Raw genomic sequence first — 14,048 nt, 5'->3', positions numbered from 1 at the left:
ACAAAGAAATGCAACAAGCATTTCCACGAACAACGCAAGTTGGGGTGGCTGAGACGGCACCCTAGGAAAGCGAAGCCATGCAATACGAAGTATTGTGAAAATAGAGAACAGCAGCAAGATATTTTCTAATTGAAAATAATCTTACTGCTGTTTTTCTTAGATTTATGTCCCAGACCCACTCATTTTCATATTTAGTAGCTATATCATAGGTTTATAATCGCTTAATTTGACGTTTACTTCTAAAGAATAAACTTAAGAATATCAATGCTAAACAACAGATAAGTAAAATAATGGCATTATGTGTAGCATCTGCTTCTATGATAACTTGATCCGGTGTGATTTGTACGTAAGCATTATTTAACAACTTTGCTATACGTTGTGCCAAATAATCAATAGCAATCATAAAATATACGACTATTGCCAACATGCTTGCAATAGACAAAAAGTTAAGTAATTTAAGCAATGTACGATTAAATAGTAAAGTTAATATTGTTAATATTAAACTTAAAATGCATAAGCCAAAGAAAATATTGAATAACATGTTTATTTGTTCAATCACTGACTTTAATTGCTCTATATGTTCAGGTTTAATGGATAAGGCTTCTAATTGTTTGGCTATATCACTTAAACCGAGTCCATTTAACTTGGTAACTTGATCCGAGTTAATGCTCAATTCAGTTAAATTTGATAATGATTGCTTAAAGTTTTTGAGCTGTGTATAACCTACTTCTGTATCTTTTAAGCCAAAAATAAAAAGAGGTTGTTTATACATACTATAGCCACTTATGGCGGTAAGCACTAAGACGATAAAATGAATAATGATACTAACCCAAGAACGTTTCTTAGTCGTTTGTAACTGATAATCTGGTTGATATTGTGTACGTTGATACGTTGGGTGTTGTGAACGGGATTGTTCCATTATGATACTCCTTTTTAGTATTTGATTGTTTTCTATGTTGTATTATTTTATACTAGCTTTGATATAATAATAAAATATAACTAAGTTGGTCTTTTTAAATACTTATTTCAAATATATATCATACATTATATCGCTGAAAAAGCACGAAAAAAATTACGATAATATTAAATTCTGCAGAAAATCAGGCAATTTTTAGGGGTTGACATACATGAGAACTTATATGATGAATCGTGTGGTAAATAAGTATTTACTGCATAATCGTTCAATTCAATTTAAGGATGAGGGACAATTTAATCAATTTATGGAGAAAAGAAGAAATGCTAATCGCTTAAAGCATAAACAACCTTCAACATTAAATGTTAAATCAAATTTAGATAAATTAATGTTAGATGATATGCAAGTATTTCGATTCAATTTTAGACATGAAACAGGTAAGAAAATCCTTTATCTTCACGGTGGTTACAATACGTTACAACCCTCGCCATTTCATTGGCGCTTGATGGATAAATTAACATTAGCCACGTTATATGAGGTCGTGTTACCTATTTATCCTAAAGCACCGGAATTTCATATTGATGATACTTTTAAAGCGATACAGGCAGTTTATGTACAATTAGTGGATGAAGTAGGTGCTGAAAATATAGTAGTTATGGGTGATGGTACTGGAGGCGCGCTCGCATTAAGCTTTGTCCAATCTCTTATCAAACAGCAGTTGCCAATGCCACGTAAATTGTATTTATTGTCACCATTATTGGATGCTACATTAAGTAACCCAGAAATTACAGAAAAACTTCAACAACAAGATCAATTTGTTAATCGACAAGGTGTTCATGATATTTTATCAGTGTGGGCAGCTGGAAAGCCTTTGAACAATGCTGAAATATCACCAATTAATGGCAATCTTGAAGGCTTACCACCGATTGTTATGTTTGGTGCAGGAAAGGAAATCTACTATCCTGATATGGAACGCTTGGATTTTTATTTAAGTGAGCACCGACAACCGATTGAGTTCTTTAGATATCCCAAAATGATACATGACTTTTCGTTATTTCCTATTCATGAATCACACAAAGTAGTGAAACAAATTGCACAAACGATAGATAATGATTTGAGATAGGCCTATATAGGCTTATCTTTTTTATTGTTAGTTTAAAAAACGTCAATGCGTGTTTTAATATGCTTTAAAATAGAGCGTTGACCATCTCTATGTGCTTCTTGTGACAATTGTTCAGGCAATTCTTTAGCTATGATAGCCAAATTTTTTACTTTTGAGTCTTGTTCAGTCAACAGATGTAATTTGTCTTCAATTAGCGTCATCAAAGTATGTGAATCTTGAGATTCGACATTGTACTGTAGCCAATCTAGTGCCTGCTTTTGTCCTTGATAATAGCTCATATTTAGTGCTCTACGTAATAACTCTGTACTAGGTCCATTCATAAACATATCTTTAGTTTGATTCATATCTATAAGGTTGAGCTTTAAATCATCATGCAAATCTAAGAGATATGATTTTATTTTTTCTATGCTAGATTTTGTCATTGTGTTCATCCTTTATTCGGTATTCCGATTTGATGCCCTAATTGTTTAGACCACTGAGATATGTCTTGTGTCTTGTAATATGATGTCATTTCTGTGAAATAAGGTTCTGGGAATGCTGCTGCCTTGCGCGTAGTTGAATCAATACCAAGCATCATAACTTCATTAGTCGCTGCCAAAGTGCCGTTCTCTTTTATTAATTTCAAGAAAAAGTGTATGCGCTTATCGTCATAGTTATATATGAAAAGTTGTATTGTATAGTGTTCTCCTAGCGACATTTCGGCTAAATAAGTTGTATGTTCTTCGACAGTAAATATTGTATAATGCAGCGCTTGTCGTTCTGCTAGAGACAATCCGTGAGTATAATTGAATTGGTTGATTGCATCGCTAAAAATATAATTGTAATCGGCATCATGCATATGTGCATTATGATCAATTTGTGATTGTTGTACCATACCTTGTACTGTAAATATCATCGCTTATCCTCCATCTTTCTATGTTAGTTCTATCATACTAAATAAAATTAGCACATACACATGATTGAATTCATGGTAAAATAAACAACGAACGTTGCTGAAGTGGGAGGAAATATGTATGAGTATAACGATTAGATACCAAACACCACACACATCATTGACAACAGTACCTGATATTGCAGATGTACCTAAAGATGCAACGATTGTTTGGTATGATTTTGAAGATGCAACTGCCAAAGAGAATGATTTTTTGCGTGAAAATTTTGATTTTAACTATTTAGAAATTGATGATACAATTACGGGCGTCCCACGCGTGAAATATAAAGCATACGACGACTATCAATATATCGTGTTTCATAGTATCAATAGTGATGATTATTCACCACGTGCACTCAATGTCTTTTTAAAAAATAATGTATTAGTGACCTATCATCACAAGCATTTTTCATCATTGATGAAGGTAGCAAAATGGAATGCTTATCATCATGATGGTGAACTAGACTGCGCAGATATTGTTATTCATATATTAGATATGATGGTGGATAAATATTTTGATTTTGTGTATGACATTGAAGAAAAGGTTTATAACTTTGAAGATAAGCATGTGGATGATGCTTTAAGTAAAAAGGTGATGGACAACGTCTTTAAATTAAGATCTGACCTTATAAAAATTAAACGAGTCATGTTTCCAATGCAAGAATTGGTGGAAACAATCAAGAGCGAAGGTAATTTAATTGTAGATAGCAAGCATTCGATGTATATCCAACATATCGATGACCATTTGATTAAACAAAGTAATATTATTCGTACATCGCAAGAGATGACAAATGAAATCAGGGAGAATTATGAATCATATTCATCATTTAGAATGAATAGCATCATGCAAATATTAACCCTTGTATCAGTTATCTTTTCTCCATTAACTTTTATTGCAGGTGTTTATGGAATGAACTTTGATAACATGCCTGAATTAAGATGGCATTACAGCTATTATATTTGTTTAGTTGTCATGCTAGTTATCGCGATTGCATTAATTATCTTTTTTAGAAAAAAACGTTGGTTTTAATAATAGATATTGTACGGTAAACCTTTAATAAAGGATGGTAAATGAATGAGTAATTTTCAAAGAGAACAAAGAAAAAATGAGCACGTAGAAATTGCTATGGCACAACAGGATGCACCGGCGTCAGATTTCGATAGAGTGCGTTTTGTTCATCATTCTATTCCACACATTGATGTAGCACAAGTGAATTTATCGACACACACTTCCAACTTTAAGCTGGATTATCCGCTATATATTAATGCGATGACTGGTGGCAGTGAATGGACGAAACAAATTAATGAAAAATTGGCTACTGTGGCACGGGAAACTGGCCTTGCCATGGCTGTGGGATCGACACACGCTGCATTGCGAAACCCTGATATGATAGAGTCATTTCGAATTGCACGGCAAGTAAATCCTGAAGGTGTCATTTTCAGCAATGTTGGGGCTGATGTACCTGTTGAGCGTGCAGTCGAAGCGGTTGAATTGATGGAGGCTCAAGCATTACAAATCCATGTCAATGCACCACAAGAACTTGTGATGCCAGAAGGTAATCGGACATTCGCAAGTTGGATGGATAATATTGCTAAAATGATTAACCATGTTTCGGTACCGGTTATCATTAAAGAGGTAGGCTTTGGATTCAGTAAAGAAACATTTAAGGCATTAAAAGACATCGGTGTGACTTACGTTGATGTAAGTGGCAGGGGAGGCACTAACTTTGTCTCAATAGAAAATGAACGACGCAGTAATAAAGATATGAATTATTTAGCTAATTGGGGACAATCCACGGTAGAATCATTACTTGAAAGCCAAGCATATCAATCTTCACTCAATATATTTGCTAGCGGTGGTATAAGAACGCCACTAGATGCCATCAAGAGTTTGGCATTAGGTGCTAAAGCAGTAGGGATGTCTCGCCCATTTCTAAATCATGTTGAAAATGAAGGTGTGGAACAAACGATCACTTTTGTTGCACAATTTACAACCCAAATGCAACAAATAATGACGATGTTAAATGCGCCAGACATTGAAGCATTAAAGCAATCACAACTTATTTTTGATCAACAACTTTTATCTTGGATGGAACAGCGTCATATTGATATAGATAGAGGCTTATAGACCATATTAATACGGGGCCATGTATATTAATCATAAAATATAAAATAAAGCGCCATAGCACCTCATTTCAGCGTGTGTTACATGTTGTATGTGTGTGCTATGGTGCTTTATTATGTCAAAAAATCTATTTCCAAGTATCTATCGCTGCACGCATATTCTTTTTAGGTATTCTCGAAACATATGGATTACCTTTAACTGTATAACGTAGAGGTTTTGATGTCCATATACCTTTGTTAGGTATTCCAATTCGTGCACTTGCTTCAATTTCACGTGGATATTTACGATTTTTTGTGTCTATGGATAGGCGTCCGACGTTCAATAGTGTTCCATCAATGGCACGTGGAATATGAAATGCTTTTGTCCATTTTCCAGGTCCATTTGTTAATTCATAGCCGTGCTTACCACGATTTATTTTCATAGCTTCAATACCATCGACAGGTTCAATTGCACGTATGAGCACCCCTTCAGGTACACCCGCTTGTTGTGTGACAAAATTAATTAATAAATGGGTGTGCATGATGTGTCCATAAATCGTGCCACCACGTTGGTATAAGGATGTAACCTTAGGAGTTTGTTTACCCCCAAAGCCATGTGCTGCACGATCATCAAAGCCTAAATAAGCTTCTGTTTCTACTATATATCCAGAATAAATTTGGCCATCATCATTATAAATCACTTTGACACCTAATAATGCTTTAGCAGTATCTATGGTACTAGGGACGATGAAATCCATTACATTCTCCTTTTAGTGAATTTGTATTATACCTTTAACTTTACCAAAGTCAGTCATAGAATTGTATTGAAATCGAAGTTTAGCAGTGAATTTGATCTTTTGTTCTTAAAAAGAGACACTTTATGTCAGCAAATGAATTGGTATAGAAACACAATAAAAAATAGAATTATTCCTTGAAAATGTCATATATATTTGACTTTGGTTCGTCATTTACGTATGATTTAATTAAGAGTTAATGTGAAAGAAGTGGTGACACGCTTGAATAAAGTAAAAGTATATCGTGGTTATTCTAAAATATCTCAACTGGAATTAGCTAGAGCTGTTGGTGTGTCAAGACAAACAATAAATATGATTGAAAATGGCAAATACAATCCATCATTAAAACTATGTGTAAATATAGCTAAAACTTTGGGCACAACGTTAGATACATTATTTTGGGAAAATGATACTTAGAGATATTGTTATATAGTTAATAAGCTGAAAATTTCATTTTATTTAAAAGGCTATGAAAAATTGTAAGTGATTACATCGAAATTTGGAATAGGAAGTTGTAATTTTTTTACTAAAAAACCATGGAAGAATTGCGAATATTGGCGATAATCTGTGGCATATTAAGTAAAAAAGTGTAACAATGTATAAGTGTATAATGGCTTTTCACCATAAAGAAAACGTAAAATTATGAATAATAAGCTAAGTAGGTAACGATAGCTCATGTTCTTAGTCACGGAATTATGTGATAAAGATGGGGCTAATTCGTTAGGTTATATTTTAAGGGTATGATTTAAGAAGTCTGATTTTTTAGTTGCAGTATAATTGTAAATTTTAGTTTTAAGTATTACAATCAATCATTTTCAGCATTAGGTAAATGGATGATGCCCAGATATTTATATATCCGCTTTGTTTAACGGGCTTTAATTTTAATACAAAATACAATTTGTATTCTGTGCGTGATGTCATTGCCTAACAGCACTTAGTTGGACATAGTTAAGAGGGAGACGTAAGTAATTATGATAGTTGAAGTAGAAAAGCAAAGACATGGTATCGACCTTATTAAAATTGACAATAATGAAACAAGCATCGTCTTTTCAAATTATGGTGCAAGAATTGTCGCTTGGAAATTTCATGACAATAATATCGTCTTAGGTAATCGTGTAGAAGCTGATGAATTTTATCTAAATAATCCATTGAAATTTGGTGCAACAATAGGTCGTTATAGCGGTCGAATTGAGGCAGGCGCTTTTAAGCTTAATCAAGATCGCTATCAACTTGAACAAAATGATGGGCTTAACCATATCCATGGTGGTTCAAATGGATGTGATCAAGTCCTATTTGACTATGACATCGTTGAAGGAATAAGCGATGTAAAAGTTATTTTCAGGGCAAAATTAAATGCTAGTGATGACGGTTATCCAGGAGATTTAGCGCTTAAAGTGATACATCATTATGATATAGAACATCGTTGGACGATTACTTATGAAGCTGAAACGACGGCTACAACTATATTTAATCCAACGAATCACGTCTACTTTAATTTGAATAGAGATAACAATGTTATTGATAATCATCAAATACATGCGAAAGACTTAAAGATGTATTTATTAAACCGTCAACATTTCTTATTGAATGACACACCTATAAACTTAACATCTCAATTTGGTTCAGACCATATTACATTTCAAGAAATTTTTCAGGCGTATCAAGATGATATTAAGCAACAAATGGAACGTTATCAAGGGTTAGACCATCCATTTGAACTAAGCGAACAAACATTGTCTGTAGAAAATGGAGAGTTCAAATTACAAATAGATACAGATATGCCTTATGTTGTGATATACACGATGAATCATCCAGAAACTTGGGAGAGCCAGTTAAATATATATAAACCGCATTCAGGTTTTACATTAGAAACACAATTTTTACCCAATGATATAAATTATTTTGGTCAACAAGCACCGTCTATTTTAAGAGCTGGCCAACAATTTTCTTCAACAACAAGTTATCAAATTAGTGAGCAATAAGAAAAAGAGCATGATAAGTGTCAACCATCAACAGTTGACACTTATCATGCTCTTTATTCATTTAATAGAATTATATTATTTACAGGCACGATGATATAGGCGAGATAACTTTTCCCGTCTGCTAGGAGATAGATAAGGATTATTTAAAGCATAAGATATACGTGAAATATTTTTTCGATCGTTGTAATAAATATCATTTAACTCATAAACAGATAATCTTGACGCTTTATTTGCTTGAGTAAGTAATTCTAGATTATCTTCTTGAGAAACATAGCCTTCCTGTATCACTCTAAAATAAAATCCTGTCTTTCCTGAAGCTGTCATGCGTTTGACTAAGTCAGGAATTTGATATTTAGCTTGAATTTTCCAGCAAGGTTCACGCATTTCTGAGACTTCTAATATCGCTTCACCTAAACGATATTGATTTCCAAAATAAACATCTCGTTCATCTAAATGCTTTACCGTAACATTTTCCCCGAACATGGCGTAGGTAGGTAACTGTGCTAAATCTTCTTTATACATATCGTAATTTGATTGACTAAAACAGCAAACTGCTTTATGAGGACCACCGTGGTCTTTATATGCTTGTTCATCTTCAGAAAATCCATCAATAGATAGCCACATGCGACCAGTAAATGGTATTTTATCTAACGCTGAAATCATGGGCTTTTTGGTACTATAAGGCAAGTGTTGGATTTTACCAGTAGAAATAGCAACAACAGGTATCATTGTTTGTCTCCTTTTTAAGTTTTATTGACAGCTTACTATAAATGTTCATAAAGTAGCAATGCTTTTAGTGAATTTGTATATATCAACTGTATCTTTTAAAAGTTGTCATGTACAATGAAAGGGAATACAACAATAGAGAAGGGGTTCCAATTACGATGCTAGACACAAAACAATTGAAACTATTAACAACTGATGACGCTGTTGCTCAAATCAAGGATGAAATGATTTTAGGCATTGGTACAGGTAGTACAATAGAACTACTTATTCCTAAAATCGCTGACAAAATTAAACGTGATCATTTAACAATTAAAGGTGTATGTACATCCAATAAAACGGCCATATTAGCAAAAAAGCAGCAGATTGATATTGTCGATATTAATGATATTACATATATTGATTTAGCAATCGACGGCGCAGATGAAGTAGATTCACAGTTGAATTTGATTAAAGGCGGTGGAGGGGCACTGTTCAGAGAAAAGGTGATAGATGAACTAGCAGCACGCTTTGTCGTTTTAGTTGACGAACAGAAAGTTGTAAATTATTTGGGTGAAACATTTCGATTACCAGTGGAAGTAGATAAATTTAATTGGCAATTAATAAAAGCAAAAATAGAAGATTATGGTCATATTCGTACGGAATTACGCATACGTGACGATGTACCGTTTATTACAGATAATGGGAATTATATTCTTGATTGTGAGTTGACAACAGAATTGGATCCTTATCAATTGCATGAATATTTAATTCATCTTACGGGTGTTTTAGAAACAGGATTCTTTTTAGATATTGCGGATCAAGTAATTGTTGGTACGCAACAAGGTGTTAAAATAAAAAATAAATAAAAAAACGGGAAGCCAACGTTTGTGTTTGGCTTCCTGTTTTTAGTTACTTGTCTTGCTCTTTGTCTGTTGCTGCGGGTGAAGCTTTTTGCGCGTCTTGTATTTCTTGATGCGCATCAGCAACGACAGAAGATTGTCGATTATTTTTAGAGTCTGTGTCATTGTTATGTTGTTCAGGTTTAGTATTATCAGAATCAGCTGTTTGTTCAGATGGTGTTTCCTGAAATTCGGTTGCTGTTTCTAAGTTATTATCAGCTTCGTGTTGTTCAGGTTGATAATTAGCTTCTGATTGATTTTCACTTGTTGGCGTTGATGTTGGGGTCTGTTCAATATCGTTCTTCATTTCTGATGATGTTGTACCTTTTTCAGAATCTTCACTTGGTGTTGTAACAGTTGCTGTTTCTTCAGTATCATCGTCTCCAATATGATCTAAATAATTATTGGGATCTACTTCGTCCAGACTTTGATCTGTTGTACGATAAATAAAATATCTGATAATCATAGTGAAGATAATATAGACGATTGCTACGGCTGCTGTTGTTAAGGCAATTACTTTCATTGAGAAAAGGTCTCCCGTTTCTTCACTAAATAGAAAGACAGGAATAAACGTCATCAAACCGTGAAAGGCTGTTGCGATATAAATAGTACGTCCATTTGTATCATGAATCAGCTCACCAACAATCATTGAAAAGGCAAAGGTATATAAAAAGTTATAGCCTGTATACTCTAAATTATATGTTGTATTAATTGTCCAAATTGCATACATTAAACCTACAATGATAGAAGCAATAAACGTATTTACTTTAGATTCTACAACTGTTTGTAAATATGAACGGAAGCCGAACTCTGCAAAGAAAGCCATCATTAGATGACCAATTAATACGGCTAATACAGTTACAGATAAATTTGATGCTTGTAATAAAATAAAGCTATCCGCCATTGTATTAAATATCACCATACCGATGATAAAAATAACTAAAGGTAAAATAAGAGCTAATAACAGACGATTAATAACTGTTAAACTAATTGTAAATTTTAACCCGGAAAGTTGGGCACGCTTATTTTTAAAGATTAGAATACAGATAACTGCTGAAATAAAAGGTGCTAAACGAGATGCATCAAATAAAAAAGGTTTAACACCAAACATAGGTTGATAATCTCGAAGGATTAAAGTGAGTGCCATCGTAACAATAAAGAATACAAATATTGTTAAAGCCCACTGGAACCCGGAAATTCTATTGTTTTTCATTTATGTAACCTCCAATAGGGTAACCATCCAAATCTCTTTCTTTAACATTATACATATTAAGCCGATAGAAATAAATTATTCCATTAATTTATCATCAAACTGTAATAGTCTTGCATTATTTTACACATTTAAAAGTAAGATACTCAGCATTTGTGAGAATAATTTGACAATTGTGTTAATCTATTATACATAAGGGCAATAGGTATGTCACAATCTCGATTTTCATTTTATATTGCACAATGAGCTGGTCAATATGGTCAAAACATTATGGCAGTGTTAGCTTCTGTACGAATTACAATATTTCTAAATACATTTGATAGCAGAACAATCAAACATATTAAAGCTGCACCCATGGTTCGGTTAATAGTAATGGGTGTTTCTATAATATTAATTTTAATCACACTTAATTTAGTTATCGGAGTCGTGTGAGGAACAATTATCCATGACGTGATTTACTTTTTTAGAAAGGACGTAGATATACATGCTTAATTATAATGATATTGTTAATTGGCGTCGGATGTTTCATCAATATCCTGAACTTTCTAATGATGAATTTGAGACGACAAAGCGGATTCGCCGCATTTTACAGCAATATGACATCCACATCTTAGATATACCAATGGCTACCGGTTTAGTAGCTGAAATTGGGCAAGGATTGCCTTGTATAGCAGTTAGAACAGACATTGATGCATTACCTATTGATGAGCAAGTTAAACATGCGTTTACCTCTACAAATGAAGGGGTGATGCATGCTTGTGGACATGATATTCACATGGCATCCATTTTGGCAGTAGCTGTCCAATTAAAAGCACTCGAAACAAGTTTGCAAGGTACCGTACGGATATTATTCCAACCTGCTGAAGAACTGGGTTATGGTGCTAAAGTTTTAGCGCAAACCTCAGCTTTAGATAACGTATCAGCTGTGCTAGGTTTTCACAATTATCCTACGCTGGGGATTAATCAATTTGCGATTAAATCTGGTGCAATGACATCTAATGTAGACCATTTTGAATTTAAAATACTTGGTAAAGGTGCACATGCAGCTAAGCCAGAGCAAGGTAACGATCCTGTTATCGTACTTGGACAATTGATTACCAGCTTACAATCAATAGTTAGTAGAAATATTTCTGCATTTGACAGCGCTGTTGTGACAATAGGTGAAGTATCGGCAGGTAACACATGGAATGTTATTCCTGATGATGCTTATGTTCAAGGTACCGTTAGAACATTTGATACAGCAATCCAAAGTAAAATTGAGCAACGAATGCAAGATATTGCGACTGGTTTAGAAAACTTGTTCCACGTTAAAATAGAATTGAATTACACACGATTACCTGGTGCGGTGTATAATGATGAACATTTGACACTAGAAGCAATAAAAGCAGCTCAAAAAGTAGGCTACGATGTTACAACTCTGGAACTACCCGTTACGATTGGAGAAGATTTTTCCGGTTTATTAGATGAACGACCTGGTGTATTTGCATTTATTGGTTCTAATAGCGATTATGATTTACATCATCCTAAATATGATCCAGATGAACATATTTTAGAAAAAGCACCTGACTATTTTATAACATTGATTCAACAATTATTAGCTAATGCAGAAGAGTAAGGAATTTTATTGTTCATGATTAACGTGTTATCTAACTTGGGTATAAAACTACTAGCTCATTAATTAGGAGATGACCGTTATGGAACAAAAAGATCCAAGAACGAAATATAAATACAGTCTTTACGAAAAACAAGAACAACCGTTACCCGGATTGCAATCAGAGATGACACCTGAACCAGATTGTGGCGAAACTTCATATGTGGGGCATGGTCGCTTACAAGGATATAATATGCTTGTAACAGGTGCGGACTCTGCGATTGGTCGTGCTGCTGCAATTGCTTATGCTAAAGAAGGTGCAAACGTTGCGTTAAACTATTTACCTAGTGAGGAACAGGATGCGTTAGAAGTAAAGGAAGCAATTGAAAAAGCTGGACAACGTGCGGTTCTTCTGCCGGGAGACCTCAGAAATGAACAATTTAATTATGATTTGGTCGAACAAGCGTATCAATCTTTAGGTAGTTTAAATAATATTACGCTCGTTGCTGGACATCAACAATATCATGACGATATTCATGGTTTTACAACAGAACACGTGAAAGAGACATTTGAAACAAACGTATATCCAGTCTTTTGGACGATACAGAAAGCGCTAGATTATTTACAACCCGGAGCTACAATTATAACGACTTCTTCTGTACAAGGTTATAATCCGAGTCCAATATTACATGATTATGCGGCATCTAAAGCAGCAATTATTTCACTTACTAAAAGTTTCTCTGAAGAATTGGCAGATAAAGGGATACGAGTGAATTGCGTAGCACCAGGACCATTTTGGTCACCATTACAAATTACCGGTGGACAACCGCAAGAAAAAATCCCAGAATTTGGTCAACAAACGCCTTTAAAACGTGCTGGTCAACCCGTTGAATTAGCTGGCACATACGTGTTACTTGCTTCAGAAGACGCGAGCTATATAACAGGTCAAGTATTCGGTGTAACGGGTGGTATTCAAATTAATTAATATTATTAAGCATTGGTTCATTTTCTAAGATAGAAAATGAAAACAGCTTAGTAAGCTCCTTTCAAAGTAAACATGGAGGAAATGTAGACTTTGGAAGGAGTTATTTATGTTGATTGCAATTAGAAATATATTTAGCTATATGCTATTAATAAAGCTATAAATATATTCAAAGGATGAGTAGATGTCAGCAGAAAATTTAATTAGAGGACTTGCATTCACCTATTTTATGATTGGTTGTGCGATGATGTATATACTTGAATTGGATAGAAAGATGTTAGTATTCTTTGCGGTACCAGCAATACTTACAGTGGTTTTTGCGCAATTATTTGAAGTGAATAAACATATTAATCAAGACCAGATATGGTTAACACCATTTTGGGATAGAGTCATGGCTGTAGTGTCTATAATATGTTATGGTCTGGCGTTTGTGCTAGTGTTTATTGGACCATATCCAAACGTTGCTTTTCAATTAATCTCAATTGTTATTACGATAGCAATTTCACTTTTCTTAGATTCAAAACTTGGTTTGAATCGTAACATATTAAGTCAGGATAGCCAGAAACACAAAAAGCATGTACCTAAAGCACAATATTTAAAAATACGATATTTGGTTATTACAGTAATGGTAGTAAGTGTTGTAACGATTTTAATTTCAGGGTTCTATCGTTGGACCGCAATATTAGGATTAGCATTCACCATGTTATTTATTGGCGTTATTGTGTTTATTATTTTTAATGACCATTATGAACATGAAGATTTCACATGATTTTGATATTTATATTGACGACGAGGTATTTCTCTAGTACGGTAAA

15 protein-coding genes are annotated in these 14,048 nt (G+C 33.9%); 9 read left to right on the top strand and 6 right to left on the bottom strand.

Translation table 11 applies throughout. From position 1 onward, the window contains the following. Positions 1-211 precede the first annotated feature (211 nt). Positions 212-919 (bottom strand): hypothetical protein, encoded by a 708-nt coding sequence (locus CD041_RS07665; RefSeq protein ID WP_002460164.1) that lies wholly within the window; start codon positions 917-919, stop codon positions 212-214. A gap of 208 nt (positions 920-1,127) precedes the next feature. Here CD041_RS07665 and CD041_RS07660 point away from each other — a divergent pair, with 208 nt between their 5' ends. Continuing rightward, positions 1,128-2,036 carry an alpha/beta hydrolase fold domain-containing protein gene (locus CD041_RS07660; protein WP_062077975.1) on the top strand — a complete coding sequence of 303 codons (909 nt, stop codon included), beginning with the start codon at positions 1,128-1,130 and terminating at the stop codon, positions 2,034-2,036. Between the two features lie 32 nt (positions 2,037-2,068). On the opposite strand, the gene CD041_RS07655 is transcribed toward CD041_RS07660, so the two are convergent. Both CD041_RS07655 and CD041_RS07650 read right to left on the bottom strand, forming a co-directional pair. Further along, positions 2,069-2,458: a hypothetical protein gene (locus CD041_RS07655; protein ID WP_070648165.1), complete on the bottom strand. Its 390-nt coding sequence runs from the start codon at positions 2,456-2,458 to the stop codon at positions 2,069-2,071. 5 nt (positions 2,459-2,463) lie between these two features. Further along, positions 2,464-2,931, bottom strand: a complete 468-nt coding sequence (locus CD041_RS07650; RefSeq protein ID WP_070648166.1) for a thioesterase family protein — start codon at positions 2,929-2,931, stop codon at positions 2,464-2,466. Between the two features lie 118 nt (positions 2,932-3,049). Between CD041_RS07650 and corA the strand changes: the two genes are divergently transcribed. Together corA and fni are read left to right on the top strand one after the other, a co-directional pair. Beyond that, on the top strand, positions 3,050-3,997 hold the full coding sequence (gene corA / locus CD041_RS07645; protein WP_002478778.1) for a magnesium/cobalt transporter CorA: 948 nt from the start codon (positions 3,050-3,052) through the stop codon (positions 3,995-3,997). Between the two features lie 45 nt (positions 3,998-4,042). Further along, positions 4,043-5,095, top strand: coding sequence for a type 2 isopentenyl-diphosphate Delta-isomerase (gene fni / locus CD041_RS07640; RefSeq protein WP_070648167.1), 1,053 nt, complete (start codon positions 4,043-4,045; stop codon positions 5,093-5,095). 124 nt (positions 5,096-5,219) lie between these two features. On the opposite strand, the gene CD041_RS07635 is transcribed toward fni, so the two are convergent. Beyond that, positions 5,220-5,828: a DNA-3-methyladenine glycosylase gene (locus CD041_RS07635; protein ID WP_002492246.1), complete on the bottom strand. Its 609-nt coding sequence runs from the start codon at positions 5,826-5,828 to the stop codon at positions 5,220-5,222. A 258-nt stretch (positions 5,829-6,086) separates the two neighbouring features. On the opposite strand from CD041_RS07635, the gene CD041_RS07630 reads away from it, so the two are divergent. Together CD041_RS07630 and CD041_RS07625 are read left to right on the top strand one after the other, a co-directional pair. Then, positions 6,087-6,281, top strand: a complete 195-nt coding sequence (locus tag CD041_RS07630; protein WP_037540600.1) for a helix-turn-helix transcriptional regulator — start codon at positions 6,087-6,089, stop codon at positions 6,279-6,281. A gap of 554 nt (positions 6,282-6,835) precedes the next feature. Then, a complete protein-coding gene (locus CD041_RS07625; RefSeq protein WP_062077973.1) occupies positions 6,836-7,846 on the top strand; it encodes an aldose epimerase family protein in 1,011 nt (336 codons plus the stop codon). A 75-nt stretch (positions 7,847-7,921) separates the two neighbouring features. On the opposite strand, the gene CD041_RS07620 is transcribed toward CD041_RS07625, so the two are convergent. Further along, positions 7,922-8,575 (bottom strand): MOSC domain-containing protein, encoded by a 654-nt coding sequence (locus CD041_RS07620; protein ID WP_002478781.1) that lies wholly within the window; start codon positions 8,573-8,575, stop codon positions 7,922-7,924. 155 nt (positions 8,576-8,730) lie between these two features. Between CD041_RS07620 and CD041_RS07615 the strand changes: the two genes are divergently transcribed. After that, the gene (locus CD041_RS07615) at positions 8,731-9,417 is read left to right on the top strand and encodes a ribose 5-phosphate isomerase A (RefSeq protein WP_080606526.1); all 687 of its coding nucleotides are present in this window, start codon (positions 8,731-8,733) and stop codon (positions 9,415-9,417) included. A 43-nt stretch (positions 9,418-9,460) separates the two neighbouring features. On the opposite strand, the gene sdpC is transcribed toward CD041_RS07615, so the two are convergent. After that, positions 9,461-10,663 (bottom strand): peptidoglycan release complex CPBP-like subunit SdpC, encoded by a 1,203-nt coding sequence (gene sdpC / locus CD041_RS07610; protein ID WP_070648168.1) that lies wholly within the window; start codon positions 10,661-10,663, stop codon positions 9,461-9,463. Between the two features lie 481 nt (positions 10,664-11,144). On the opposite strand from sdpC, the gene CD041_RS07600 reads away from it, so the two are divergent. The 3 genes from CD041_RS07600 (at position 11,145) to CD041_RS07590 (ending at position 14,002) form a co-directional block, all read left to right on the top strand. Beyond that, positions 11,145-12,275, top strand: a complete 1,131-nt coding sequence (locus CD041_RS07600; protein WP_070815474.1) for an amidohydrolase — start codon at positions 11,145-11,147, stop codon at positions 12,273-12,275. Positions 12,276-12,354: 79 nt separating this feature from the next. Further along, entirely contained in the window at positions 12,355-13,236 is an 882-nt protein-coding gene (locus tag CD041_RS07595; RefSeq protein ID WP_070648170.1) for an SDR family oxidoreductase, read from the top strand. A gap of 181 nt (positions 13,237-13,417) precedes the next feature. After that, complete coding sequence (locus CD041_RS07590; protein ID WP_002478786.1) at positions 13,418-14,002, top strand: hypothetical protein; 585 nt, start codon at positions 13,418-13,420, stop codon at positions 14,000-14,002. Positions 14,003-14,048 lie beyond the last annotated feature (46 nt).

Source organism: Staphylococcus lugdunensis, assembly GCF_002901705.1.
Taxonomy (GTDB): Bacteria; Bacillota; Bacilli; order Staphylococcales; family Staphylococcaceae; genus Staphylococcus; species Staphylococcus lugdunensis.
This window is presented reverse-complemented; position numbering and strand designations above follow the sequence as displayed.